Source organism: Arthrobacter sp. zg-Y844 (genome assembly GCF_024385465.1).
In the GTDB taxonomy this organism is placed as follows: domain Bacteria; phylum Actinomycetota; class Actinomycetes; order Actinomycetales; family Micrococcaceae; genus Arthrobacter_B.
This window is the reverse complement of record NZ_JANFLS010000001.1, coordinates 1262819-1287689: the sequence shown is the minus strand read 5'-3', so window position 1 is coordinate 1287689 and position 24871 is coordinate 1262819. Positions and strand designations below refer to the sequence as shown.

Below are 24871 nucleotides of genomic sequence, written 5' to 3'. Positions count from 1 at the left end.
AGTAGAGTATTGCTGGTCATATGCAAGGGAGTGCAGCATGGATTCACAGGTGGAAGACCTGCACCGCCGGATTACCGGGTGGTTCGCCGGCAATGCCCGCGAGTTGCCCTGGCGGGACGCCGGGCGCACGCCCTGGGGTGTTCTGGTCAGCGAAATCATGCTCCAGCAGACGCCGGTGGTACGGGTGCTGCCCGTCTGGACTGAATGGCTGCAGCGCTGGCCGACGCCGGCCGGGTTGGCTTCGGAGCCCAGCGGGGAAGCCGTCCGGGCCTGGGGCCGGCTGGGCTATCCCCGGCGGGCCCTGCGGCTGCACGCGGCGGCAAAGGCCATTGTCGAGGAGTTCGGCGGCGAGGTGCCGTCCACTTATCCGGAGCTGCTGCGGTTGCCGGGAGTGGGTGATTACACCGCCGCCGCTGTGGCTGCGTTTGCCTTCGGGCGGCGGGAAACGGTGGTGGACACCAATATCCGCCGGGTGCATGCCCGGGCAGTAACCGGGAACGCCTTGCCCTCACCGTCCCTTACCGCTGCCGAGATGCGGCTGGCCGCTTCCCTGCTGCCCCTCGACACCAGCGACTCCGTGGCCTGGAATGCCTCTGTCATGGAACTCGGCGCACTGGTCTGCACCGCCCGCAGCCCTCGGTGCGGGGAGTGTCCGATCTTGGACCGCTGCGCCTGGGTGGCAGCGGGCAGGCCGGAACCCCATTACGCGGCCAAGGGCCAGGCCTGGGCCGGCACGGACCGGCAGGTCCGCGGGGCCATGATGGCGGTGCTGCGCTCCGCGGACGGCCCGGTCCGCCGGGAACTGCTCCTGCACGCGCCGGTGGACCTGGCCGGCCCGAGGCTGACGGCCGACGTGGATCCCCTGGGCGCCCTGCACCGGCTGCAGGCGCCGCAGGAGCAAATGGAGCGCGCTTTGGCCGGCCTGATCGCGGACCGGCTGGCGGCAGAAGACGCCTACGGAGTGTCGCTGCCGCTTTGACCGGCGGCGGGCTCAGATTTCTCCGAACCCGTTGCGCACCTGCTCGGCCACGAGTTCCACCGCCCGGGCCGCATCAGGTCCGGTGGCGGTGGCGCTGAGCGTTTCGCCGGGCCGCAGGCCCAGCGTCATAAGCATCATGACCGATTTGCCGTCCACGCCGTTGATGGTGATCTCTGCGTCCAGGTCCGCCAGCAGTTGCGCCAGGACTGAAGCCGGACGGGCATGCAGGCCCATCGGGTTTATCAGCGTCCAGGCCCCGCTGGCGGAGTCGGCCGCGGCCGGCTCGGGCTCCCCGGAGGCAGGCGGGCCGCCGGCGGCTTCGTCGGAGGCTGGGCTGTCCGGGGTGTAGGACGCTCCCGCGGACTCCGCGGCAGCCGAAACCTCGGCAACGTTCCTTCCGGTCTGTGCCGCTACGGCTGCGGCCACTGTGCCCTCGACCAGCGGCGCGTTGGCCATGAGTACCCGCTGCTGCTGCTCCGGGTCGAGGAACTCCAGCGCCGATTCCGCCGTCATTACAGCGGATCCGAGGTCTGTCAGCAGGACCGCACCCTCGCCGGAGTCCGTCGCGGCAATACCGGCCATGATTTTTTCCAGGCTGGTGCCGATGCCGTCGTCGTCGGTGCCTCCTGCCGGGACTATCCGAACGTCTGCGGCCATCTGCGCCGCAAGCTCGCAGACGCCCTCGGCCAGCTTCCGGCTGTGCGAAACTACCACCAGGCCGACACTCACGCTGCCGTCTCCGCCGCCGAAACCGCTGCCTGCAGGATCAATGCCGTGGACGCGGCCCCGGGATCCAGGTGCCCCGCACTGCGCTCCCCCAAGTAGCTGGCCCGGCCCTTGCGGGCGACGAGCGGCTCGGTGCCGGCCAGCCCGGCGTCGGCCGCGTTCGCGGCCGCCGTCAGGATCTCCACCGGACCTGAACCCGCCGCCTGGGCCGTAACAGCGGCATCCACCGCGGGAGTCCAGGCATCGATCATGGTTTTGTCACCGGGTTCGGCCTTGCCGCGGGCGACAATTCCGTCCCGGGCAGCCGTCAGGACCGCCACCAGCTCGGCCGGTCCGAGGGCGGACGCGCTGCCCGCCGCGGTGGAGGCGCGCAGGAATGCGGTCCCGTACAGCGGTCCTGCGGCGCCGCCCACCTTCGACATCAGGGTCATGGCGACTGTTTTGAACACCGCCCCGGGTGTCTCCGGCACGCCGTCGGCGTCCAGTTTCTCCACCACCGCGCTGAATCCGCGCTCCATGTTCTCGCCGTGGTCGGCGTCGCCGATCTCCCGGTCCAGGGTGGTCAGCCGCTGGCGGTTCTCGCTCAGGGCGGCGGCGCTTAGGCGCATCCATTTATCCGCCCAGGCTGCGTCCAGTTCCATGCCTATACTCCCCACCGCAGGGCCGGAGTGTTCACCGGCGAGTCCCAGAGTTCCGTAAGTTCATCGTCCAGCCGCAGGACGGTCACTGATGCCCCTTGCATTTCCAGGGCGGTGATGTAATTGCCCACCAGGGAACGCTCCACCCGGGCACCTCTGTCTGCCAGGATCCGGGCCGCCCGGCGGTAGACAATGTACAGCTCGCTCAGCGGAGTGCCGCCCATGCCGTTCACGAAGAGCAGCACCCGCTCCCCGGACGCCACCCCGAGGTCGCTGAGCACGGCTTCCATCAACTGGTCCGTAATGGAATCCGCCGTTGTCATGGCCACCCGGTGCCGCCCGGGTTCGCCGTGGATCCCTACACCCATTTCAATTTCGTCTTCGGCCAGGGTGAAGCTCGGCTCACCGGCATGCGGCACCGTACAGGGTGCCAGGGCAACACCCATGGACCGTACGTTCGCGTTTACGCGTTCGGCGATCTCCGCCACCTTGGCAAGGTCATCTCCGCGCTCCGCGGCGCCGCCGGCAATCCGCTCCAGCAGCACGGTCCCGGCCACACCGCGCCTTCCTGCCGTGTACGTCGAGTCTTCTACCGCGACGTCGTCGTTCACCACGACTGTGCGGATGTCGATGCCTTCGACGCCGGCAAGTTCGGCAGCCGTCTCGAAGTTCAGGATGTCGCCGGTGTAGTTCTTCACCACGAGCAGGACGCCGGAGCCCGAGTCGCTTTTGACGATGGCCGGCAGGATCTGGTCCGGGGTGGGCGACGTGAAAACGGCTCCCGGTACGGCAGCGGTGAGCATGCCCGACCCCACATAGCCGCTGTGCAGCGGCTCATGGCCGCTGCCGCCGCCGGAGACCAGGCCTACCTTGCCCTGTACCGGAACGTCGCGCCGGAGGACGTAGTCCGGGTCCAGATGGATCTGGACCAGGTCGTGGTGGGCCAACCCGAAGCCTTCGAGTGATTCTGCCACCACCGAGCGGGGATTGTTGATGAGTTTCTTCATGACGCCGGGCTCCTTAGCGGTCGGACTGAGGAGCCCCGCGAGCACGCCAAGGCTCCCTCTCCCCCACCGACCCTACCCGCGCCGGAAGCAGTGCAACAGGGTGCCCGCGTGCCAGCCGCACCGGCAGCGCTCGAGAGTCCGAAAAGCCGCCCGGGCAGCAAAAAAGCGGGAGGGGCGAACCCCCTCCCGCTTTTGAATAAAGCCTTACTTGCCCTTGAAAGCGTCCTTGACGTTCTCGCCGGCGTCCTTCAGGCTCGACTTGGCCTGGTCGCCGTGGCCTTCGGCCTCCATGCGCTCGTTGCCGGTGGCCTTGCCTACGCCTTCCTTGACCTTGCCGCCAAGATTTTCGGCCTTGTTCTGCATCTTGTCATCTGCGCCCATTGCTGAACCCGCTTTCTGATCGTGGCCCGTGCAAACGCGAAACCGCTGCTGGTTCGCAACCGTTTACTGCTGCGTTCCACGGGACCGTTGATGATGCTAAGTATCCTGAGCTTATCCAGTTTCGAAGACAAAAGGCCAGCACGGCCCTCCCGGTTACTCTCTCTGCGAACGCGCCCCGGACGGCTGCCGGATCAGAACGAGCGGATCATCCGGGTGTTTCCCAGGGTGTTCGGTTTTACCCGGGCGAGGTCCAGGAACTCGGCAACACCCTCATCGGAGGAACGCAGCAGCTCGGAATAGACCTCCGGATCCACGGCGGATTGGTTGGCCATGACGGCGAATCCGTGCCGCTGGAAGAACTCCACTTCAAAGGTCAGGCAGAATACCCGCCGCACACCGATTTCCACCGCATCAGCGAGCAGCTGTTCCAGCAGGAGATGGCCGATGCCGCTGCCGCGCAGGGCGGGGTCCGCTGCCAGGGTGCGCACTTCGGCCAGGTCTTCCCACATCACGTGCAGTGCACCGCAGCCGACAATCCGCCCGTCAGCGTCCTCGGCGACCCGGAATTCCTGCAGTGCCTCGTAGTAGGCAACAGCCTCCTTGGCCACCAGGATCCGTTCCTCGGCCAGCGGCGCCACCAGGGCGCGGATGCCGGGAACATCGGAAGTGCGGGCGCGGCGGATGGTCATGGCGGATACGGAAGTCACCGGCCCAGTCTAGGACTGTCAGGGCAGCCGCACCCAAACTTCGTTTCGGCGTTCGACGCCGGAGGGCCGCCCTGCGAACGCCAAAGGACCCGGCGGGCTGCCTGCCCGCCGGGTCCTTTACCCGTGCATTGGTTGTACTGAGCGGCTGTTAGTCGCTGACGCCGGCTTCGATTGCCGGGGAAGCTTCCTCAATGGCCTTCGGAACGCCGCTGCCGACGAAGGTGAACTTCGCTTCGTCGCCTTCGCCCTCGACATCCACCGAGATGACTTCGCCGGGCTTCAGCTCGCCGAAGAGGATCTTCTCGGACAGCTGGTCCTCGATTTCGCGCTGGATGGTCCGGCGCAGCGGCCGGGCACCCATCGCGGGATCGTAGCCGCGCGTTGCCAGCAGCACCTTGGCGGCCGGGGTGAGCTCGATGCTCATACCCTTCTCGGCCAGGCGCTCACTCAGCCGGTTCAGGAACAGGTCCACAATCTGGACAATCTCGTCCTGGGTCAGCTGCGGGAAGACCACGGTGTCATCAACACGGTTGAGGAACTCGGGGCGGAAGTGCTGCTTCAGTTCTTCCGTCACCCGTGCCCGCATCCGGTCATAGCCGGTCTTGGTGTCCGTGCCGGACTGGAAGCCCGTCATGACGCCCTTGGAGATGTCCCGGGTACCAAGGTTGGTCGTCATGATGATGATGGTGTTCTTGAAGTCCACCATCCGGCCCTGGGCGTCGGTCAGGCGGCCGTCTTCGAGGATCTGCAGCAGCGAGTTGAAGAGGTCCGAGTGGGCCTTCTCCACTTCGTCGAACAGCACCACGGAGAACGGACGGCGGCGGACCTTTTCGGTCAGCTGCCCGCCTTCTTCGTAGCCCACATATCCGGGAGGAGCACCAAACAGGCGCGAGACCGTGTGCTTCTCGGCGTACTCGGACATGTCCAGCGTGATGAGGGCGTCCTCGTCACCGAACAGGAACTCCGCAAGGGCCTTGGCAAGCTCGGTCTTACCGACGCCGGTGGGGCCGGCGAAGATGAACGAGCCGCCCGGACGCTTGGGGTCCTTCAGCCCGGCCCGCGTACGGCGCATGGCCTGCGAGATGGACTTGATGGCCTGGTCCTGGCCGATGACGCGCTTGTGCAGTTCGTCTTCCATCCGCAGCAGGCGGGTGGACTCTTCCTCGTTCAGCTTGACCACGGGGATGCCGGTGGAGTTGGCAAGCACCTCGGCGATGAGTTCCTCATCCACCTCGGCAATGTCATCCAGGCCGCCGGACTTCCACTGGCGTTCCTTCTCCGCACGCTGATCCTGGAGCTTCTGCTCCTTGTCGCGCAGGGAGGCGGCACCTTCGAAGTCCTGGGAGTCGATTGCGGACTCCTTTTCCATCTTCAGCGCCGAGATCCGCTCGTCGATTTCCTTCAGCTCCGGCGGAGCCGTCATCCGGCGGATCCGCAGGCGGGCGCCGGCCTCGTCGATCAGGTCGATTGCCTTGTCCGGCAGGAACCGGTCACTGATGTACCGCTCCGCCAGCGTTGCTGCTGAGGCAAGCGCGGCATCGGTGATGGAAACGCGGTGGTGCGCTTCGTAGCGGTCACGCAGGCCCTTGAGGATCTCGATGGCGTGTGCCACCGAGGGCTCGGCAACCTGGATCGGCTGGAAGCGGCGCTCCAGCGCTGCGTCCTTCTCGATGTGCTTGCGGTACTCGTCCAGCGTGGTGGCACCAATGGTCTGCAGCTCGCCCCGGGCCAGCATCGGCTTCAGGATCGATGCGGCGTCAATGGCGCCTTCGGCGGCACCCGCACCCACAAGGGTGTGGATCTCGTCGATGAACAGGATGATGTCGCCGCGGGTGCGGATTTCCTTGAGGACCTTCTTCAGGCGTTCCTCAAAGTCGCCGCGGTAGCGGGAACCGGCAACCAGCGAACCGAGGTCCAAGGTGTAAAGCTGCTTGTCCTTCAGGGTCTCGGGCACGTCGCCGCGCACGATCGCCTGGGCCAGTCCCTCTACGACGGCGGTCTTGCCGACGCCGGGCTCGCCGATCAGGACAGGGTTGTTCTTGGTCCTGCGTGACAGCACCTGCATCACGCGTTCCATTTCATGCTCGCGCCCGATAACCGGGTCGAGCTTGGATTCACGCGCGGCCTGTGTGAGGTTGCGGCCGAACTGGTCCAGCACCACGGATCCGGCGGGCTGGCCTTCCTGCTGCTGGCCACCGGTGGAGACGGGCTCCTTGCCCTGGTAGCCGGAAAGCAGCTGGATGACCTGCTGGCGGACACGGTTCAGGTCAGCACCGAGCTTGACCAGCACCTGCGCGGCTACGCCTTCACCTTCACGGATCAGGCCGAGCAGGATGTGTTCGGTGCCGATGTAGTTATGGCCGAGCTGCAGGGCTTCACGGAGCGAAAGCTCCAGCACCTTCTTGGCGCGGGGGGTGAAGGGGATGTGACCGGTCGGGGCCTGCTGGCCCTGACCGATAATCTCCTGCACCTGCTCGCGGACAGCACCAAGCGAGATGCCCAGGGATTCAAGGGCCTTAGCAGCGACACCTTCACCCTCATGAATGAGCCCAAGCAGAATATGCTCGGTGCCGATGTAGTTGTGGTTGAGCATGCGGGCCTCTTCTTGGGCAAGCACGACAACGCGACGGGCACGGTCGGTAAATCTTTCAAACATGAGGCACACTCCTAGCTAACGCGTAATTCGATGCTACGTGCCCCAGGGGTGCTTAAGGAGCTTGTTCGCCATGGGCGTGAGACCTAGGCGGTATGCCTAGGACTGCGCGGCCCGGTAGGCGTCGATGATCTCGCTGTTCACGCGGCCGCGCTCGGAAACCGTGTAGCCGTTCTTGCGGGCCCATTCGCGGATCTGTGCCGCTTCGTTGCTGCGGGCCGAGCCGGTGCCGCGCGGACGCCCGGTGCGGCCTCCGACCTTGCGGCCGGCATCCACATAGGGCTTCAGTGCATCGCGGAGAGTTTTCGCATTGTCTTTCGACAGATCAATCTCGTACTGTGACCCGTCCAAGGCAAACCGTACGGTCTCATCCGCACTTCCGCCGTCGACGTCATCCACGAGAATGATTTTTACCTTTTGCGCCATGACAGGCTCCTAAGCAGCTAAAAATGGGAAGACTAATTATGAGACCACTTAGAGTATGACGCAATTGGTAAAGCCCCGTCAAAGTACTTGGCTATTTATTCTCTTCTTCACTCGGTTTTTTCAAAGCTTCATGGTCTACACTCTGGTCAGCTTCCCGTTCTGCCTCGGCAAGGGCCTGCCGCTCCGACCGGTCCGAGTTAAGCAGGGCCCTCATCACGAAATAAAAGAGAGCTGCAACACAAATTGACGGCAGGAGGACTTCTACATATTCCATGGCTAACCCATTTCCGGCTTAAGGAGGGGAAACAGAATTGTTTCCCTGATTCCTGTATTCGTGAAAAGCATCACAAGGCGGTCAATTCCCAGACCGATGCCGCCCATGGGAGGGGCACCATATTCCAATGCCCGAAGGAAGTCCTCGTCGAGGGCCATGGCCTCGTCATCGCCGCCGGCCGCCAGCAGGGACTGCTCGGTGAGGCGTTCACGCTGGATAACCGGGTCAATCAATTCCGAGAAAGCCGTGCCGCGTTCCATGCCGCCGATGATGAGGTCCCAGGCTTCGATCAGGCGGGGGTCCTCGCGGTTAGGACGGGCGAGCGGCTGCGCGGACGGCGGGTAGTCGTACACGAAGGTCGGCTGCAGCAGCGTCGGCTCCACAATTTCGCCGAATAGTTCGATAACGAGCTTTTCCGCGTCCCACTTCGGATCCACCTTCACGCCGTGCTTTTCCGCAATATCGCGGAGCACGGCTGCGTCGGTGTCCGGGGTGATCTGTGTGCCCACCGCTTCGGACAGGCCGGGGTACACACTCAGCCAGCGCCACTCGCCGTCCAGGTCAATGGTGCCGGCCGCCGTTTCGATCTGCCGGCTGCCCATGAGGTCCGCACAGTGCAGGATGATTTCCTTCATCCGCTCGGCCATCACAAACTGGTCCGCGTAGGCCTCGTAGCATTCCAGCGTGGTGAATTCGGGCGAATGCGTGGAGTCCACGCCCTCGTTGCGGAAAATGCGGCCGATTTCGAACACCCGCTCGATCCCGCCGACCACTGCACGCTTGAGGTACAGCTCCGTGGCGATGCGCAGGGTCATCTTCTGGTCGAAAGCGTTCAGGTGCGTCTCGAACGGCCGGGCAGCGGCACCGCCGTGCACCAGCTGGAGCATGGGGGTTTCCACCTCCACATAGCCGTGTCCGTGCAGGGTGTCGCGGACTCCGCGGATAACCGCCGCGCGCTTGTAGACCATGTCCCGCGCTTCATCGCGGACCATCAGGTCCACATAGCGCTGGCGGACGCGGGTTTCCTCGCTCAGTCCGGCGTGCAGCACCGGCAGCGGGCGCAGCGCCTTGGAGGCCATCGACCAGGACTGCGCCATCACCGAGAGTTCCCCGCGGCGGGAGGAAATCACCTCTCCGCGGATAAAGACGATGTCGCCCAGGTCCACCAGCGACTTCCAGTCCGCCAGGGATTCCTCTCCGACGACGGCCAGGCTGAGCATGGCCTGCAGCCGGGTTCCGTTGCCTTCCTGCAGGGTGGCGAAGCAGAGCTTTCCGGTGTTGCGGATGAACACCACGCGGCCGGTGACGCCCACGGTCTCGCCGCTGGCTTCGTCGGCCCCGAGGTGGCCGAACTTTTCGCGTACTTCCTTGAGTGAGGCGGTGCGTTCCACCCCTACCGGGTAGGCCTCATCCCCCCGGTCGATGAGCCGCGCGCGCTTCTCGGCACGGATGCGCATCTGTTCGGAGGTGTCTGCGGCTTCGGGAACGGGGTTAGATGTGGTCACGGTTATTAAGTTTACAGAGCAAAGCACCGCTCCCGGTTCCTGCGCTCCGTGCACCCGCACCGGGTACGCACGGAGCGCAGGTACTTTTGCTACGGCAGCAGGGTGTTGTCGATCAGGCGGACCGGACCGACCCGTGCGGCCAGCAGTGCCAGCGCGGTTCCGGCCAGCGGTGCACCGGCAGTATCCGTGAGCGGTTCAAGGGTCTGCGGGTCCACCACCTCGAAGTAGTCCAGTTCCACTCCGGGCTGCGACGAAACGAGTTCGACGGCGTCGGGCAGGTCCAAGGGCCGGCCCGCCGCAGCGCGTTCCTTCAGCAGGTTCAACGCCCGGGACAGCACCAGTGCCGCCTGCCGCTGGCCGGCGTCGAGGAAGCGGTTCCGGCTGGATTCGGCGAGTCCGTCGGCCGCCCGGACAATCGGCACGCCGGTGATCTCCACGTCGAAGTTGAGGTCCGCGACCATCCGCCGGATCAGCGCCACCTGCTGGGCGTCCTTCTGCCCGAAGTAGGCCCGGAAGCGCGCCGGTACCGGCGGAGCTGCCAGGTGGAAAAGCTTGGCGACCACGGTCAGCACGCCGTCGAAGTGTCCCGGCCGGACGGCACCTTCCCAGCGGGTGCCCATGGTGCCGGCGCTCACGCGGACCAGCGGCGCTCCGCCGGGGTACATTTCGGCCTCCGACGGGGCGAAGACCAGGTCCACGCCGGCGCGGCCCAGGAGCTCGAGGTCCGCATCGAGGGTGCGGGGGTACCGCTCGAGGTCGGCCGGGTCGTCGAACTGCAGGGGATTGACGAACACCGAGGCGGTGACGACGTCGTTGTCCGCCCGGGCGGCACCCATCAGGGAGGCGTGCCCTTCGTGCAGGGCACCCATGGTGGGAACCAGCGCGAGGGAGGGAAGGCGGGCGGGGTTGGCTGCGGCCGCTTTTTGGAGCAGCTCCTCGGTGGCGGAGCGCAGTTCGGCGGCGGTGGTGACGAGGCGGGGGGTGTTCAACGCTGTCCTTCTATGGGGGTTCGTTCGGATGTTCAGGGTTCCTGCGGGTCCCGGAGGGCGGCCAGGATGGCTTCACCCTGCCGGGGGGTGAGCAGTCCGCGGTCAACGGCCCGGGAGGCCGTCGCGGCGGAGAGTGCGGCGTAGGCGGCGCGGAGGTCCTCCGCGCCTGCCTGGGCAAGGGCGCGGGTATGTGCGGATACGGTGCCGACATCGCCCCGGGCCACCGGGCCGGTGAGGGCACCCTCGCCGGAGGCCAGCGCGTTCTCCAGCGAGGCGCGCATGAGCGGCCCCAGGAGCCGGTCCGGATGTTCGACGCCGAGGCCTGCCAGCAGCTGCGTGGACTGAGAGGCCAGGGTGACCAGGTGGTTGGAGGCATGGGCGAGGGCCGCGTGGTAGAGCACGCGGTCCGCTTCGTCGATGACCACCGGTTCGGCCCCCATCTCCACCACGAGTGCCTGGGCGATCGGCAGGACGGCGGCGGGGGCGCTGATGCCGAAGGAACAGTCCGCCAGACGGGTCAGGTCCAGGCTCATCCCGGTGAAGGTCATGGCCGGGTGCAGTGCCAGGGGAATGGCGCCCGCTGCCCGCGCCGGGGCAAGGATTTCCGTGCCGAACCGCCCGGACGTGTGGGCTACCAACTGTCCCGCCTGCCAAGCGCCGGTTTTCGCCAGTCCGGAGACCAGCGGGCCCAGGGCATCGTCCGGAACGGCGAGCAGGACGAGTTCGGAGCGTTCCACGATGTCCGGTATCTCAAGGATCGGCACTCCGGGAAGCAGGTTTTCCGCCCGTTCGCGGCTGGCGTCGGACACCGCGGAAACCCCGACGACGGCGTGCTCGGCCGCGCGCAGGGCAGCACCCAGGACGGCACCGACCCGGCCGGCACCGATGACGCCGACTCCCAGCCGGCCGCGGCGCCGGCGTTCTTCGACGCTGGCTGAATCAGCGGTGTTCATGGGGAGGCTCCTCCTTGGAGACGGGTAGCGGCATCACCGCGGTGGGCGGCGGGTTGGCAGGGGTGGGCGGCGGGTTGGCAGAGGTGGGCGGCGGGGCCGGGGCCGGAGCCGGCATCGGGGCCGGGGCGGCAGGCGCGGACTTCGCCAGGGACGGACCGGTTCCGCGCAGCCACTGTTCCGGGAGGTCCCGGCGGCGGGCGGTCCGGGCGCGCAGCGCCTGCTCGTGGAGCAGCTGCCGGGCGGTGTCCGCATCGATTTCCACCACTCGAGGGGAAACCGGGCCGGGTGTGGAGTGCAGGACCAGGTCTGCCAGGCGCAGGCGGCGGGCCACCGGGCCCTGTTCCAGGGCAAGGGACTGGGTCCTGCTGTGCGGAACCACCTGAAGCGACCGCCACAGGAATCCGTGCCGGGACAGGATGGCCGTCTCCGTGACGAGGTAGCCGTTCCGGCGCCGGGAAAGCGGGGACAGCCAGCGGGCACGCCGCGGTGAGACGGTGAAGCCCGCTGCCGGGCCGGTCCCGTTCATCCCTGCGGTGAACACTCCCACCGGATCCTCGGTACCGGGATCCGGGATAACCAGGGCCAGCATCTGCAGGACCTCTTCCGGGGTACCCGCGGGCAGCAGCCGGGTGCGCGCGGAGGATTCACTGTCGGCGCCGACTCCGTACCCTGCAACGTTCACGGAGATCGAATACCAGCCGGTGATCCGCCACAGCGGCGGCTGCCGCACGGCCAGGGCCTGGATCCGGCCCGGCGGTACCGTCTGCGTGCGGGTGTCCAGCAGTCCGGAGCGGATCCGGATACCTTCCCGTGACACGGAGGCACGGAAGTTGAAGCCGGAACTGAACAGGCCCCAGTACGCACTGCCGAAACCGAAAATGATCGGGACCATGGCCGCAATGGAGGCGGCCTCGCCCGTGAGCGACGTCAGGACAATTACTCCCGCAACGGCCAGGATCAGGAAGACGGTGGTCCCGGACAGCAGGACGGAGGAAATCACGCGTCCGGCCGACAGTGCCAGCACCTGCCGTTCTCCCGGCACCGTTGCCTCGCCGGCACCGTTGCCGCCGTCGGACTGTTTTTCCTCGAGGCCGGAGGCGTCCTCGAGGATCCGCGCCCGCAGCTGCTGTGCATCCGGCAGCCGAAGGAAAGCCAGGCGCACTGCCGACTCACCGGCGTCGGCTACCTCAAAGCGCAGTTCGGCCAGCCCGAAGATCCGTGCGAGCAGGGGTTGGACGATGTCGATGGCCTGCACCCGGTCCAGCCGTGCCTGGCGTTGGCGGCGCACCACCACACCCGAACGCACGCGGATGTGGTCATGGGTCAGCTGGTAGCGGGTAACCCACCAGGAGAGGAAGAAAGAGCCGGCGATCACCACCAGGGCGATCCCCAGGGCCAGTACCGTCCAGAACAGTGCCGTACCGGCGGGCAGGTCCATGCGGCCGTCGGTAAACCACGACTCAACCTGGTCCCTGCCCACGAAATAGGCGAGGGCGGCCAGGGCTATCCAGCCGCGGACCAGCGGGGAAACCGGGTGCACCCTTTTCCACTCGGGTTCCGTCTCGATAACCGAATCGATGCCGGCGGTTTCGGGGTCCTTGCCCGGCCCCCGGGCGGCGCCGGCGGTCACAGTCCGGCCAGCTGCGCTTCGCCGCGGGCGGACAAATGCTCCCGCAGGCGGGCACCCTCGTCAGCCGGCAGTCCGGCAATGCCGGCGTTGGTGCCCGGGGCGGCGGTATGGAGTTTCAGCGTGCACAGCCCGAAGGCCCGTTCCAGGGGTCCCACTGCCACGTCCACGTACTGCATCCGGCCATAGGGAACCACCAGGGTGCGCTGGAAGAAGATGCCCCGTCGAAGCAGCAGGTCCTCGTTGCGTTCGGCGTAACCGAGGGCACGGACCTGGCGGGGAAGCAGGATCCCGCGCCACAGCAGGGTTACGGCAAAGAAGATGGGCAGCCCCCACGCCAGCCACGCCGGGTATCCGGGCCAGATTCCGGTGAGGCGCAGCACCAGCGGAAGGCCGGTCACCACCAGCGTGATTACGGTTTCAATGCCCCAGCTCAGCAGCCTCAGCCGCAGGTACTTCGGTGAGACGCGCTGCCACTGCACTGCTGCGGGGTCGATTGCCTCGCTAGGCATATTCTCCTCCATCCCCCGCTCCATCTCCGGAGCCGCCTCCTGGGCCGGGCTCGGACCCGGTGCCGTCCTTGTCGACAGGGGGCAGCTTACAGAACCGCTCGACGGTAAGCCCCGTGGCAATCATCAGGATCCCGCCTACGCTGACGGCGAGGGAGGACCAGGTGCCGGCGTGACCCGGCCGCAGCGACCACAGGGGCAGCTGGGTGAGGAAGATGGCGGCATGCCAGCCGAGCAGCAGGGCGCCGGCGTAGGCGAGTGCCTGCGCCAGGACAACGGTGCGGGCGGCGGCAATGGGGTCCAGCTCCCGGTCCCGCCGGCCGTTGCGCCAACTGCGCACCCGCAGCCCGAGGAAGAGGGTGGCGCCGGTCACCAAGATGATGGCCACCAACGCCACCGAGCTCAGCACGGGTGCGGGATAGCCGTTTTCCGACAGGAAGTAGTTCGCCGTCCAGCCCACAACGCCGGCAGCGAGGCCGATGACGGCCAGCCACCGATATTGGATGCTGCTCACGGGCTCATTCTCCTTCGAAGACTTCGAGTCCGGGGAGGTCCTCGGCACGGGCGGCCAGCTCGGCCACGGGCACTGAGTCCAGCCGGGCGTCGGGTTCCATCCAGGCCCAGGGCTGCAGGACAAAGGCCCTCACGGCGGCACGGGGGTGCGGAATGGTGAGGTCCTCCTCGTCCAGCCGCAGGTCCCCGTACGTGATGATGTCGACGTCCAGGGTCCGCGGGCCCCAGCGGACAATGCGTTCGCGGTGGTGGCGTGCCTCGACGGCCTGGCAGTGCGCGAGCAGGGCGTGCGGTTCGAGTTCGGTTTCGATCGCCACCACGAGGTTGAGGTAGTCGGGCTGTTCAGGGCCGCCGACCGGACGTGTGCGGACCACGGGGGATACGGCGCTCAGCTGTACCTGCGGATGGTCGGCCAGGTCCGCTACCGCCGTGGAGAGGGTGTCCCGGCTTTCGCCAAGGTTGCTTCCAAGGGCAAGGACGCAATGGACGGCAGTCATGCGCGCTCCCGGTGGATAGTCACCGCGACGTCGCCGAATTCCACCGTGATCGGCGCCTTCGGCTTATGCACCGTGACCTCAACTGCGGCAAGGACGGAGAAGGAAGCCAGGACGGCGTCCGCAATCCGGCCCGCCAGCGCCTCGATCAGGTTCAGCGGGTCCCCGGTGATGATCTGCACTACGCGTTCGGCAACCTCGCCGTAATGCGCCGTCAGGGTCAGGTCATCCGTGGCCGCGGCCGGCCGCAGATCGGTAAACAGGACCAGATCCACAACGAAGGGCTGGCCGTCCCGCCGCTCGTGGGGGAAGACACCGTGGAAACCGGTGGCAGTGATGCCGCTCAGCGTGATCCGGTCCCGTGTTCCGGGGGCCGTTCCGGAAACTCCGGTGCTCAGCATCCGGCTACGCTTTCCATGCCGCGGCGACTTTTACGGCATCAAGGCTGGCCGGCACGTTGTGCACGCGCACGGCCCAGACGCCGGCGGATGCCGCCAGCGCAGTCACCGCGACCGTAGCGTTGTCGCGTTCCAGCGGCTGGGCCGCCTTCCCGTAGCTGGTGAGCAGCGAGCCAAGGAAACGCTTGCGGGATGCACCGATAAGGACGCGGTGGCCCAAGGCGTTGAGACGGTCGATTCCGCGCAGCAGCTGCCAGTTGTGTTCGCCGTCCTTGGAGAAGCCCAGTCCGGGGTCGAGGATGATCTGTTCGGGGGCCGCACCGGCGGCGTAGAACCGGTCACGGACCTTCAGCATTTCCGCTGCCACCTCTTCGACCACATCGGCGTAGCTGGCGTTGGGGTCATCGCTGCGGACGTTGCCGCGGCTGTGCATAAGGATGTACGAGACCCCCGTACGGGCAACAAGCCCGGGCATCCCGGGATCGGTTTCGGTGCCGGACACGTCATTGATGATCGCGGCGCCGGCCTCAATCGCCTTTTCCGCCGTGGCCGCATTCATGGTGTCGATGCTGACGAGGGCTCCTGCACGGACGAGGGCCTCGACCACGGGCAGGACCCGCTCCTGCTCCGCTTCCGGGGAGACGCGGACGGAGTCCGGCCGGGTGGATTCACCGCCGACGTCGATGATGTCGGCGCCTTCGTAGTGCATCTTCAGCCCCGCACGGATTGCCGCGTCGGTATCGGCGAATTGCCCGCCGTCGCTGAAGGAATCCGGCGTGACGTTGAGGACACCCATAACCAGGGTGCGGTCAGTGGGAAGGTCGGAAAGCCTGCGCGCCTTGCGGGCGGGCCGCAGTACGGGCAACGGGGAGGTTGCCGGTCCTGTGCCGGGTGCGGCAGCGAGTGAATCCATGGTGGTCCTATCGTCCTAGTATCAGGCTCATTGCTTCGGCCCGGGTTGCTGTCTCGCGCAGTTGGCCGCGCACCGCCGAGGTCACGGTCTTGGCGCCTGGCTTGCGCACCCCGCGCATCGACATGCACAGGTGCTCGCATTCAATAACCACTATGGCACCGCGGGGGGAAAGATTGGTCATCAGTGCGTCCACGATCTGGGTGGTCAACCGCTCCTGGACCTGGGGCCGCCGGGCGTAGATGTCTACCAGCCGGGCGAGCTTCGACAGGCCGGTCACCTTGCCCTCGTGGGAGGGGATGTAGCCGATGTGCGCGGTGCCGTGGAACGGCACCAGATGGTGCTCACAGGTGGAATAAAAGGGAATGTCCTTGACCAGGACCATTTCTTCGTGGTCCAGGTCAAAAGTGGTTGCCAGCAGGTCCGAGGGGCTCTGGTGCAGGCCGCTGAAGATCTCGGTATAGGACTTGGCCACCCGGCTGGGGGTTTCCCTTAAACCGTCGCGGTCCGGGTCCTCCCCGATCGCGAGGAGGATTTCCCGGACCGCCCGTTCAATCCTTGGCTGATCCACCGGGGAATCCGCTGCCGCTTCGGCGGTCAGTAGTTCATCATCGAAATCCGTCACTGGTCGATCCTATCGCGCCGGTACTTCGTTCCCCGGCTATGCCGGGCGGCCCCGCAGGGCCGCCCGGACCTACGCCTCGGGGGGCGTGCTGCCGTTGCTTCCGCTCCGGCCGGGATGGCTGCCGTTCCCGCTGCCCTTGGGCAGGCCATTGCTGGACACATCGAAGTCCTGCGGCAGGTCGGCGTCGGCAATCTGGTCCTGCGGAGCAACCGAGGCCGGATCCGGGGCACCGATTTCCTTGGCCTGGCGCCGTTCCTTCTGCGAGACCACCGGCGGCATGCTGTGGACGGGGCGAGTGGGCTTGGACAGCCAGACCTCGCGGACATCGCGCTTGCGCACATCGGAGAAGACCTCGGCGATCTCCGCCTGGTTCAGGGTTTCCCGCTCCAGCAGCTCCAACGCGAGCCGGTCGAGGACGTCGCGGTTCTCGGTGAGGATCTGGTACGCCTCGTCATGCGCGTTGTCCAGCAGGCGCCGAACCTCCTCGTCAACCACATAGGCCACCTGGTCGGAGTAGTTGCGTTCCTGGCCCATGTCCCGGCCCAGGAACGGCTCTCCGCCGCCGGAGCCGAGCTTGACCGACCCGATCCGCTCGCTCATGCCGTACTGGGTGACCATCTTCCGGGCCGTGGACGTGGCCTTTTCGATGTCGTTGGAGGCCCCGGTGGAGGGATCGTGGAAGACGATCTCTTCGGCGACGCGGCCGCCCATTGCGTAGGCGAGCTGGTCCAGGAGCTCGTTGCGTGTGATCGAGTACTTGTCGTCCTGCGGCAGGACCATGGTGTAGCCGAGTGCCCGGCCGCGCGGCAGGATGGTCACCTTGGTGACCGGGTCCGTGTTCCGCAGTGCCGCAGCCACCAGGGCGTGTCCGCCTTCGTGATAGGCGGTGATCTTGCGTTCCAGTTCCTTCATCACGCGGCTGCGCTTCTGCGGGCCGGCGATCACGCGGTCGATGGCCTCATCCAGTGCGCGGTCGTCAATGAGGTCCGCGTTGGAGCGGGCGGTCAGCAGCGCCGCTTCGTTGAGCACGTTGGCCAGGTCCGCACCGGTGAAGCCCGGCGTCTTGCGGGCAACGGTTTCGAGATCCACGCCGGGAGCCATCGGCTTGCCCTTGGCATGGACCTGCAGGATGTGCAGGCGGCCCTGCATGTCGGGTGCCTCGACGCCGATCTGGCGGTCGAAGCGGCCCGGACGCAGCAGTGCCGGGTCCAGGACGTCGGGCCGGTTGGTGGCAGCGATCAGGATGACGTTGGTGTTGCCGTCAAAACCGTCCATTTCCACCAGCAGCTGGTTCAGCGTCTGCTCGCGTTCGTCGTTTCCGCCGCCCACGCCGGCGCCGCGGTGGCGGCCGACGGCGTCGATCTCGTCCACGAAGATGATGGCAGGGGCGTTGGACTTGGCTTGTTCGAAGAGGTCGCGGACGCGGGAGGCACCCACACCTACGAACATTTCAACGAAGTCCGAGCCGGAGATCGAGTAGAACGGCACACCGGCCTCGCCGGCGACGGCGCGGGCCAGCAGGGTCTTGCCGGTGCCGGGAGGGCCGTAAAGCAGCACGCCCTTGGGGATCTTTGCGCCCACGGCCTGGAACTTGCCCGGATCCTGCAGGAATTCCTTGATCTCGTGGAGTTCCTCGACGGCTTCGTCGGCGCCCGCGACGTCGTCGAAGGTTACCTGGGGCATGTCCTTGTTGGTCAGCTTGGCCTTGGACTTGCCGAACTTCATGACCTGGGAGCCGCCGCCCTGCATGCGGGACATCAGGAACCAGAAAATCAGGCCGATGATGATGAACGGCAGGAACAATCCGAGGAAGCTGGTGAACCAGTTGGTCTGCACCGGCTGGTCCGTGTAGTTTGCCCCGGAATCGTTGACCGCCTGGACTATTTCCTCGCCGCGCGCAGTGCTGAAGTAGAACTGGACGTCAGTGACGCCCTTGTCATCAACGCCGCTGTCATTCAATGTCAGGTCGACCCGCTGCTCGCCGTCATAGATCTTCGCCTGCGAGACTTTGTCCTGGTCGAGAAGCTCTATGCCTTCCTTGGTGTCCACTTGCGTGGCCCTGGTGGCAGTAAGGCTCGGCACAAGGATCAAAAGAGCGGCCAATGCCAGCGCGATCCAAATGACCGGCCCCTTGAAGAAGTTCTTGGATTTCATTCGTCGTCAGGGCTAATGCCCCGTCCCTCCTGGTCAACAACGCTGGTATGCGCGGAATTTACCTACTAGCTATACACCGTCCCTCAGAAGAACACGGTCAGGGGAAGGGATTAGTTCCCTCAGGGCGTAGAGCGTTGCATCCGTGACGGTCCCTTGTCGGGGACGGGGAGGAACGGGGCCGGAAACCGTTATTCGTAAACGTGCGGCGCGAGGGTGCCGATGAAGTCCAGGTTGCGGTACCGCTCTGCAAAGTCCAGGCCGAAACCGACCACGAACTCGTTGGGGATTTCATAACCGACATACTTAACGTCGATTTCCACCTTGGCTGCCTCCGGCTTGCGCAGCAGGGTGCAGATTTCCACGCTGGCCGGTCCGCGGGATTCCAGGTTGGTGCGCAGCCAGGAGAGCGTGAGGCCGGAGTCGATGATGTCCTCGACAATCAGCACGTGCTTGCCGAGCAGGTCCGTCTCAAGGTCCTTGAGGATGCGCACGACGCCGGAGGACTGCGTGCCGGAGCCGTAGGAGGACACTGCCATCCAGTCCATGGTGACGTGGCTGTGCAGGGCGCGGGAGAGGTCAGCCATAACCATCACGGCTCCCTTGAGCACGCCAACCAGCAGGACGTCGCGGCCGGCGTAGTCGCGGTCAATTTCGGCCGCCAGTTCATTGATCCGGGTTTGGATCTGTTCCTTGGTGTAGAGAACGTGCTTGAGATCTGACTGGACGTCGTGTGAATCCACGAATGACTCCCGGGTGCGAGGTGTTGCAGCTTTGGATGTTAGGTGCTGCTCTTTTTCCTAAACACAAGATTGCCATAGCTTGAGCCGCCGTGGTGAACCGTTTTGGCGCGCGGCTGGCGGTAGACGCTGACTTTCCCCACCAGCTGGACGGGTCCCGCCGACCCGGTTCGCCGCAGCAGCGACTGGACCGCCGCGAGGCGCTCGTAGCTCGGCTGGGCACCGCCGAGTTCGAGCGCGGCGAGGGCCAATACGCGCTGGCGGACGGCGGGGGCAAGGTTCCGCAGCTGCTCTTCGGGCAGGAGCAGCTCCCCGGAATCCGGGACGTCACCGGCCGGACCGGCGACGCGCAGCTCCGCAAAGGCCTGCGCCGCGACGGCGTCCAGATAGTCGGCGTCGGCGGAGAGGATACGTGAGGAACGGAACAGGGCTTCGGCGATGCCGGGGCCCAGCTTTTCTTCCAGGAACGGCAGCACTTCGGTACGGACCCGGGACCGGGCGTACGCGGGATCCCGGTTGCTGGGATCGTGCCAGGGGTCCAGCCCGGCATGCTCGCAGATCTCGACCGTCTGTTCCCGGCGCAGGCCCAGGAAGGGCCGCAGGTATTTTCCCCGTACAGCGGGCATGCCGGCCAGGGACCGGGTGCCGGAACCGCGCATCAGGCCCAGCAGCACCTGCTCGGCCTGGTCATCAAGGGTATGGCCAAGCAGGACGGCGTCGGCCTCCAGTTCCTCCACTGCGGCGTCCAGGGCGGCATAACGGACCGTGCGCGCTGCCGCTTCGGGCCCCATGCCGGAGGCCGGCACTTCCACCTTCCGCACGAGGACGGGTTCCAGGCCCATCCCTTCCAGCTTGCCCCGCGCAGAGGCGGCCACGTCTGCACTGCCGGGCTGCAGGGAGTGATCAACGACGACGGCGCCCACCCGGTAGTCCCCCCGCCGGGAGAAGAACGAGGCGGCCAGCGCCAGGGCAAGGGAGTCGGGCCCGCCGCTGCAGGCCACCAGGATCAGCGGCGGACGGTCTCCGCCCGGGGCCAGGCCGGCGTCGCGCAGGGTGTCACGGATGCTGTTCCGGGCATCCCCCAGCGTCGGAAGGAGCCGTTTGCGCACCCGCGGCGCGGGCCGGGCGGCGGCATGTGCCGCGGTGTCCGCTGTGGAGGCGGGGTTGTTGGAGTTGTTGGAGTCGTTGGAGTTTTCGTCGAGCACGTGCGGTTACAGTCCCATCCGGGCAATCCATAGGTCTGCGGAGTGGATCTCCGCTTCGGTCGGGAGGTTTTCGGGGCGCTCCCACACCCGGTTGAAGCCTTCCATGCCCACCCGGTCGGTGACGGCGCGGACAAAGCGCGCGCCGTCGCTGTACTGGCGCATCTTGGCATCCAACCCCATGATCTGGCGGAAGAAGCGGTCAATCCAGGTGCGCTTGGCGCCGCGGTTGTTGAACCGCTGCCGGATGGTCTTGACGCTGGGCACGATGCTCGCATCCACGGCGTCCATCACCACGTTCGCGTGGCCTTCCAGAAGCGACATCACGGCCGTCAGGTGCGAGAGGCGTTCCTTGTCCTCCGGATCCTGCAGCAGGGAGAGCAGGTCCACGGACTTGTGCGGCACGCCGTCGGCGTCCACGCCGCCCTTGGGTGCTGCCAGCGCCTTCACGGCGGAGCCCAGCCGCTCGGAAATGGTCTGCGCCTTGTCCATCATGCCGTTGGAGAGCTGGCTGATCTGCTCCAGCATGTGCCCGCGCAGCCAGGGAGCGGCGGCGAACTGCACCCGGTGCGTCTGCTCGTGCAGGCAGACCCAGAGGCGGAAGTCGGCGGGTTCCACGTTCAGTTCGCGTTCCAGCGTGACGATGTTCGGGGCCACCAGCAGCAGCCGCCCGCCGGGTTTGCCGACACCGCCCAGCGCGGCGAAGGGATCGTACTGGCCCAGGACCTTGCTCGAGAGGAAGGCGAGGATAGTGCCCAGCTGCGCGCCGGTCATGGTTCCGCCCAGTGCGGTGTTGGCGGCGGCCAGCTGTTCCGGCCGGGTTTCGGCCAGGTGCTGCAGGGCCGGGCCCATCAGCACCGAGAAGCTCTGCGAGTTGGCGCGGGCCCAGGATGCCCGGTCCACAATCAGCACGTCCGAATCCCGCAGGTCCCGGGCGGCGTCCAGGCCGGTGATGCGGTGGACGTGCGCAACGGAGGCGTCGGCGGCGGCCCGCAGGTCCGCCACCGCGTCGCGGATCTCGCGGGCGGACATCTTCGGTCCGGGCGCCACCATGGCCGCAGCGGTGGAAGCGGCCAGGTCCCAGTTCACCAGGGACGGCGCCCCGCCGGCAGACGGGTGGGCGTCGGTATTTTGCCCTGCAGGGGCGGAAGGCGCGGGGACGGGGGTCGGACGGCTTCGCTCGTTGCTCTCCATTGCTCCATTCGACCACATTGGCTTCCGGCACCACACCACCTCGGGGGAAGGAACCGTCCTTGCTTCGTCAGCGGCAGCCGCATCCGGCCAGCACCGCGGCGGCGGAATCCACCGCGTCCCGTGCCTGCTGGGTGTTTCCGTCCAGGCCGCTGGCTATGAAGGTGAAGGCCAATACCCGGCCGTCGGCGTCGGCGGCGTACCCGGTCAGCGCGGTGACCGCCAGCAGGGTTCCCGTCTTGGCCCGCACAATTCCCGCCGCTCCGGAATCGGCGGTCTCGTCATACCGCCCGGCCAGCGTTCCGCTCAGGGCCGCAACGGGCAGCCCGCCCGCCACAGCGCGCAAATCGGGGTCGGTGCTGGTGCTGGTGAGGAGGATCCGCATCAGCGAGTTCAACTGCGAGGCGGACACTGAGGTTTCACCGGACAGGCCGCTGGTATCCCCGAGCACCATTGCTCCGGTGTCCACGCCAAGGGCGGTCACTTCGGCGACAACGGTTTCGATTCCCCCGGCAAAGGATGCCTCCCGGTCCGTCGCAGCGGCGCTGAGCCGGGCCAGTACCTCCGCCAGGTAGTTGTCCGAGTTCAGCAGCATGTAGTCGACCTGTTCGGCCAGCGGTGCGGAACGGACCTCGGCGAGGGCAACAGCATCTGCCGGAGCGGCGCCGCGTTCAACAGACAGCTCGACGTCGATGCCCTTGGGTGCCAGGGCGGCAGCCAGCGCGGCGCGGTAGGACTCACCGGCGGACAGGGCGGCGTCGTCGACGCGGGGCCCAGGCCCGGTGCCCTCCTCTGCCCACGCCGAGCTCACCGCAAGGGAATGGATCGGGGCGATCTCCCCGGCCGCGACGTCGGCTTCCCCCCACGCGTCCGAGAGCGCCGGGCCGGTGAACAGCGAATCATCGACCAGCACCTTCACTGGGCCTGCGGTTTCCTTGTCGGCAAGCGCCGCGGCGGTCTTTTCGGCCAGGGTGGCCAGCCCGGCGTGGCCCGCCACGGAATCGGGATCCGACTCTCCAGCGGTGAGCAGCACATCGCCGCCTCCGCGCAGGACCACCGTGCCGGGGTCCTCTCCCGGCAGTGCGGTGGTGGGAAAGCGTGTCCCGCCGTCCATCGCGGACAGAGCCGCGGCGGCAGTCAGGACCTTGAGGCTTGAGGCGGGGGCCAGCCCGGCGGCGCCGTCGCGCTCATAAAGCACCGTGCCGGTGAGCACGTCCTGCACCACAGCGGAGAAGGTGCCGCTGCCGTCCACGGCCAGTTCTGCGTCCAGCAGGCGCCCCAACTGCTCCGCATCCGGCATCGGGTCCGACACCTTCGGAGCAGACACCAGCGCCCTGTCCGTGAGCTTCACGGGTGCCTGCTGGTAGCGCGGAACCACCTCGGCGCGCTGCAGCCGCGGTTCGGTCAAGGACTGGGCAACCGGCGGGAGGGCATAGCAGGCCAGCGGAACCAGCAGCACTGCGAAGGCCAGGGCCAGCAGAGTGCCGGAGAACATCCGAGACATGTCCCACCGACTCTTTCTTTTCCGCCGGCTTACCCGGCCCGTTCCGGCCCTGCACACGTTCTGTGCACAGGACATATATCTTTAAGACTAGACCGACGCCGGCGCCCGCCCCCATCTTTCCGGTCGCGGGGCATGCCGGCGCATGATCGCCAGCCAAATCTTTCCAGTGGTTCCTCCGCGGGCCACGCCAGTGAGGAGTCGCAATGTCCGAAACGCCCATGACGCTCGACGTCACCATCGAGATCCCCAAGGGATCCCGGGTCAAGTACGAAATTGACCACGAAACCCACCGCCTCCGCCTGGACCGGGTCCTGTTCACGTCCATGGCCTACCCCACCCACTACGGGTACTTCGAGAACACCCTCGGTGAGGACGGCGATCCCCTGGACGCGCTGGTAATGCTGCAGGACTTCGACCTGATGCCCGGCGTTCTGGTGGAATCCCGCCCCATCGGCGTGTTCAACATGGTTGATGACGGCGGCGGAGACGCCAAGGTTCTCTGCGTTCCCGTGGACCCGCGCTTCAACCACATCCAGGACCTCTCGGACGTCTCCGACTTCCTGCTCGACGAGATCAAGCACTTCTTCACGAAGTACAAGGACCTCGAGCCGGGCAAGTGGGTTGAAGCCGCTGACTGGGCCGGCCGCGAAGACGCCGAAGCCGAGGTCAGGGCCTCCCTGGAGCGCTTCAAGGCACACGGCGAAGGCCACGAAGAGGACGAGGCCCAGGGCCGCGACGTCGACGCCAACCCCGTCAACAACTAGTTCTTCCTACCGGCCCTGCCGGTACGACGGCGGCTGCACCCTTCGCGGGGGTGGCCGCCGTCGGCGTTTAACCCGGCAATGTCAGTTGCCGCGTGCCTTGCGCCGTGCCCAGGCGCGCAGGTCTCCCGCGTGGGTCCTGGCCGGGACAACCGCCACCAGTACGGCTGCCGCAAGGACAATCCAGCTGGACGTCAGCCATGCCGCCCACGCGCCCAGGAGGACAACGCCCGCTCCGAACAGCAGGCGAAGCAGCGGGCGGCGATCCGGGCTGGGCGCTTGGTCTTGGCTGGTCATGCGCCCGACTCTACCGCTAGGGCGCGCCACAACCGGATTCGGTTGTTTTCCCCGGAAATCTGACATGCTGATGCCATGCATTTTGTGCTGACCATCAACCAGCGGGACTCCCGCGAGGTCGGGGACCTGGTTCCGGGCCTGATCCGCTCCCTTCGGCATCTGCCTGCTGCCGTTCCCTTCCAGCGCACCGTCGGCGACGAAGCCCAGGGGGTGCTGACGGATGCAGCCACCGCGGTGGAAGCCGCGCTGACAGCGGTCCGGCAGCGCCGCTGGCATGTAGGGGTGGGTGTCGGCGAGCTCCAGGTTCCCCTGCCCGAGGATCTGATGGACGCACGGGGCTTCGGACTGGTCTACTCGCGGCGTGCCGTGGAGCGTGCCCAGCGCGCCGGCGACCGTGTGCCGCTGGCGGTGGAGGGGCCGGATGCGGAGCTGGCGGCGGAGGCGGAAGCCGTGCTGCGCCTGCTGGGCCTGATTGTGGCCGCCCGGTCCGAGGCCGAGTGGAAGGTGCTGGACCTCATGACCCCGGGAGCGCGCGGGCAGCAGAAATTCGTAGCCCAGGAGCTGGGGATCACCGCGCAGGCCGTGAGCAAGGCGGTGGTCCGGTCCCACTGGAGTGAAGAATGGGCCACCCGTCCGGCCGCCGCGCGGCTGCTGGGACTGGTCTACGGCCCGGCGTCGCTTCCGCCGGCCGCGCTCCCCTACCGGGCGTGA

At 66.8% G+C, this 24871-nt stretch carries 26 protein-coding genes; 3 read left to right on the top strand and 23 right to left on the bottom strand.

Going from position 1 to position 24871, the window contains the following annotated elements:
- Positions 1–37 precede the first annotated feature (37 nt).
- Positions 38–979, top strand: a complete 942-nt coding sequence (locus NNX35_RS06155) for an A/G-specific adenine glycosylase (protein WP_255867244.1) — start codon at positions 38–40, stop codon at positions 977–979.
- Positions 980–991: 12 nt separating this feature from the next.
- On the opposite strand, the gene dhaM is transcribed toward NNX35_RS06155, so the two are convergent.
- The 22 genes from dhaM to dacB all read right to left on the bottom strand — a co-directional run bounded on the left by dhaM (position 992) and on the right by dacB (position 23093).
- Positions 992–1708: a dihydroxyacetone kinase phosphoryl donor subunit DhaM gene (gene dhaM / locus NNX35_RS06150; protein ID WP_255867243.1), complete on the bottom strand. Its 717-nt coding sequence runs from the start codon at positions 1706–1708 to the stop codon at positions 992–994.
- Positions 1705–2346, bottom strand: a complete 642-nt coding sequence (gene dhaL, locus NNX35_RS06145; RefSeq protein ID WP_255765599.1) for a dihydroxyacetone kinase subunit DhaL — start codon at positions 2344–2346, stop codon at positions 1705–1707. Before dhaL ends, dhaM begins: the two co-directional genes overlap by 4 nt.
- 2 nt (positions 2347–2348) lie before the next feature.
- Positions 2349–3350 carry a dihydroxyacetone kinase subunit DhaK gene (gene dhaK / locus NNX35_RS06140; RefSeq protein ID WP_255862172.1) on the bottom strand — a complete coding sequence of 334 codons (1002 nt, stop codon included), beginning with the start codon at positions 3348–3350 and terminating at the stop codon, positions 2349–2351.
- A gap of 204 nt (positions 3351–3554) precedes the next feature.
- A complete protein-coding gene (locus tag NNX35_RS06135; protein ID WP_227920630.1) occupies positions 3555–3731 on the bottom strand; it encodes a CsbD family protein in 177 nt (58 codons plus the stop codon).
- 191 nt (positions 3732–3922) lie between these two features.
- Positions 3923–4420 carry an amino-acid N-acetyltransferase gene (locus NNX35_RS06130; protein ID WP_255765749.1) on the bottom strand — a complete coding sequence of 166 codons (498 nt, stop codon included), beginning with the start codon at positions 4418–4420 and terminating at the stop codon, positions 3923–3925.
- A 166-nt stretch (positions 4421–4586) separates the two neighbouring features.
- Positions 4587–7094: an ATP-dependent Clp protease ATP-binding subunit gene (locus tag NNX35_RS06125; RefSeq protein ID WP_227920628.1), complete on the bottom strand. Its 2508-nt coding sequence runs from the start codon at positions 7092–7094 to the stop codon at positions 4587–4589.
- Between the two features lie 96 nt (positions 7095–7190).
- Positions 7191–7517, bottom strand: a complete 327-nt coding sequence (locus NNX35_RS06120) for an Lsr2 family protein (protein ID WP_255765597.1) — start codon at positions 7515–7517, stop codon at positions 7191–7193.
- Between the two features lie 276 nt (positions 7518–7793).
- Positions 7794–9248, bottom strand: a complete 1455-nt coding sequence (lysS, locus tag NNX35_RS06110) for a lysine--tRNA ligase (RefSeq protein WP_255867326.1) — start codon at positions 9246–9248, stop codon at positions 7794–7796.
- A gap of 137 nt (positions 9249–9385) precedes the next feature.
- Positions 9386–10285, bottom strand: a complete 900-nt coding sequence (gene panC / locus NNX35_RS06105; RefSeq protein ID WP_255867242.1) for a pantoate--beta-alanine ligase — start codon at positions 10283–10285, stop codon at positions 9386–9388.
- Between the two features lie 32 nt (positions 10286–10317).
- Complete coding sequence (locus NNX35_RS06100; RefSeq protein WP_255765595.1) at positions 10318–11238, bottom strand: Rossmann-like and DUF2520 domain-containing protein; 921 nt, start codon at positions 11236–11238, stop codon at positions 10318–10320.
- Positions 11225–12868: a PH domain-containing protein gene (locus NNX35_RS06095; RefSeq protein ID WP_255867241.1), complete on the bottom strand. Its 1644-nt coding sequence runs from the start codon at positions 12866–12868 to the stop codon at positions 11225–11227. The genes NNX35_RS06100 and NNX35_RS06095 overlap by 14 nt, the downstream gene beginning before the upstream one ends.
- On the bottom strand, positions 12865–13377 hold the full coding sequence (locus NNX35_RS06090) for a PH domain-containing protein (RefSeq protein ID WP_255765593.1): 513 nt from the start codon (positions 13375–13377) through the stop codon (positions 12865–12867). The genes NNX35_RS06095 and NNX35_RS06090 overlap by 4 nt, the downstream gene beginning before the upstream one ends.
- Entirely contained in the window at positions 13370–13888 is a 519-nt protein-coding gene (locus NNX35_RS06085) for a DUF3180 domain-containing protein (protein ID WP_255765592.1), read from the bottom strand. The genes NNX35_RS06090 and NNX35_RS06085 overlap by 8 nt, the downstream gene beginning before the upstream one ends.
- A 4-nt stretch (positions 13889–13892) precedes the next feature.
- Positions 13893–14384, bottom strand: coding sequence for a 2-amino-4-hydroxy-6-hydroxymethyldihydropteridine diphosphokinase (gene folK / locus NNX35_RS06080; RefSeq protein WP_255867240.1), 492 nt, complete (start codon positions 14382–14384; stop codon positions 13893–13895).
- Positions 14381–14782: a dihydroneopterin aldolase gene (folB, locus tag NNX35_RS06075; RefSeq protein ID WP_255867239.1), complete on the bottom strand. Its 402-nt coding sequence runs from the start codon at positions 14780–14782 to the stop codon at positions 14381–14383. The genes folK and folB overlap by 4 nt, the downstream gene beginning before the upstream one ends.
- A gap of 4 nt (positions 14783–14786) precedes the next feature.
- Positions 14787–15692, bottom strand: coding sequence for a dihydropteroate synthase (gene folP / locus NNX35_RS06070; protein ID WP_255867238.1), 906 nt, complete (start codon positions 15690–15692; stop codon positions 14787–14789).
- A gap of 7 nt (positions 15693–15699) precedes the next feature.
- Positions 15700–16314: a GTP cyclohydrolase I FolE gene (gene folE / locus NNX35_RS06065; RefSeq protein ID WP_255765588.1), complete on the bottom strand. Its 615-nt coding sequence runs from the start codon at positions 16312–16314 to the stop codon at positions 15700–15702.
- Between the two features lie 69 nt (positions 16315–16383).
- Positions 16384–18468 (bottom strand): ATP-dependent zinc metalloprotease FtsH, encoded by a 2085-nt coding sequence (gene ftsH / locus NNX35_RS06060; RefSeq protein WP_255765587.1) that lies wholly within the window; start codon positions 18466–18468, stop codon positions 16384–16386.
- A 188-nt stretch (positions 18469–18656) separates the two neighbouring features.
- Positions 18657–19208, bottom strand: coding sequence for a hypoxanthine phosphoribosyltransferase (gene hpt, locus NNX35_RS06055; protein ID WP_255765586.1), 552 nt, complete (start codon positions 19206–19208; stop codon positions 18657–18659).
- 38 nt (positions 19209–19246) lie between these two features.
- Entirely contained in the window at positions 19247–20410 is a 1164-nt protein-coding gene (gene tilS, locus NNX35_RS06050; RefSeq protein ID WP_255867237.1) for a tRNA lysidine(34) synthetase TilS, read from the bottom strand.
- Positions 20411–20416: 6 nt separating this feature from the next.
- Positions 20417–21601 carry a zinc-dependent metalloprotease gene (locus NNX35_RS06045; protein ID WP_255765585.1) on the bottom strand — a complete coding sequence of 395 codons (1185 nt, stop codon included), beginning with the start codon at positions 21599–21601 and terminating at the stop codon, positions 20417–20419.
- Positions 21602–21668: 67 nt separating this feature from the next.
- Complete coding sequence (gene dacB, locus NNX35_RS06040) at positions 21669–23093, bottom strand: D-alanyl-D-alanine carboxypeptidase/D-alanyl-D-alanine-endopeptidase (RefSeq protein ID WP_255867236.1); 1425 nt, start codon at positions 23091–23093, stop codon at positions 21669–21671.
- A gap of 227 nt (positions 23094–23320) precedes the next feature.
- On the opposite strand from dacB, the gene NNX35_RS06035 reads away from it, so the two are divergent.
- Positions 23321–23866, top strand: coding sequence for an inorganic diphosphatase (locus NNX35_RS06035; protein ID WP_255765746.1), 546 nt, complete (start codon positions 23321–23323; stop codon positions 23864–23866).
- Positions 23867–23947: 81 nt separating this feature from the next.
- On the opposite strand, the gene NNX35_RS06030 is transcribed toward NNX35_RS06035, so the two are convergent.
- Entirely contained in the window at positions 23948–24160 is a 213-nt protein-coding gene (locus NNX35_RS06030) for a hypothetical protein (RefSeq protein WP_255765583.1), read from the bottom strand.
- 75 nt (positions 24161–24235) lie between these two features.
- Between NNX35_RS06030 and NNX35_RS06025 the strand changes: the two genes are divergently transcribed.
- Complete coding sequence (locus NNX35_RS06025; protein ID WP_255765582.1) at positions 24236–24871, top strand: hypothetical protein; 636 nt, start codon at positions 24236–24238, stop codon at positions 24869–24871.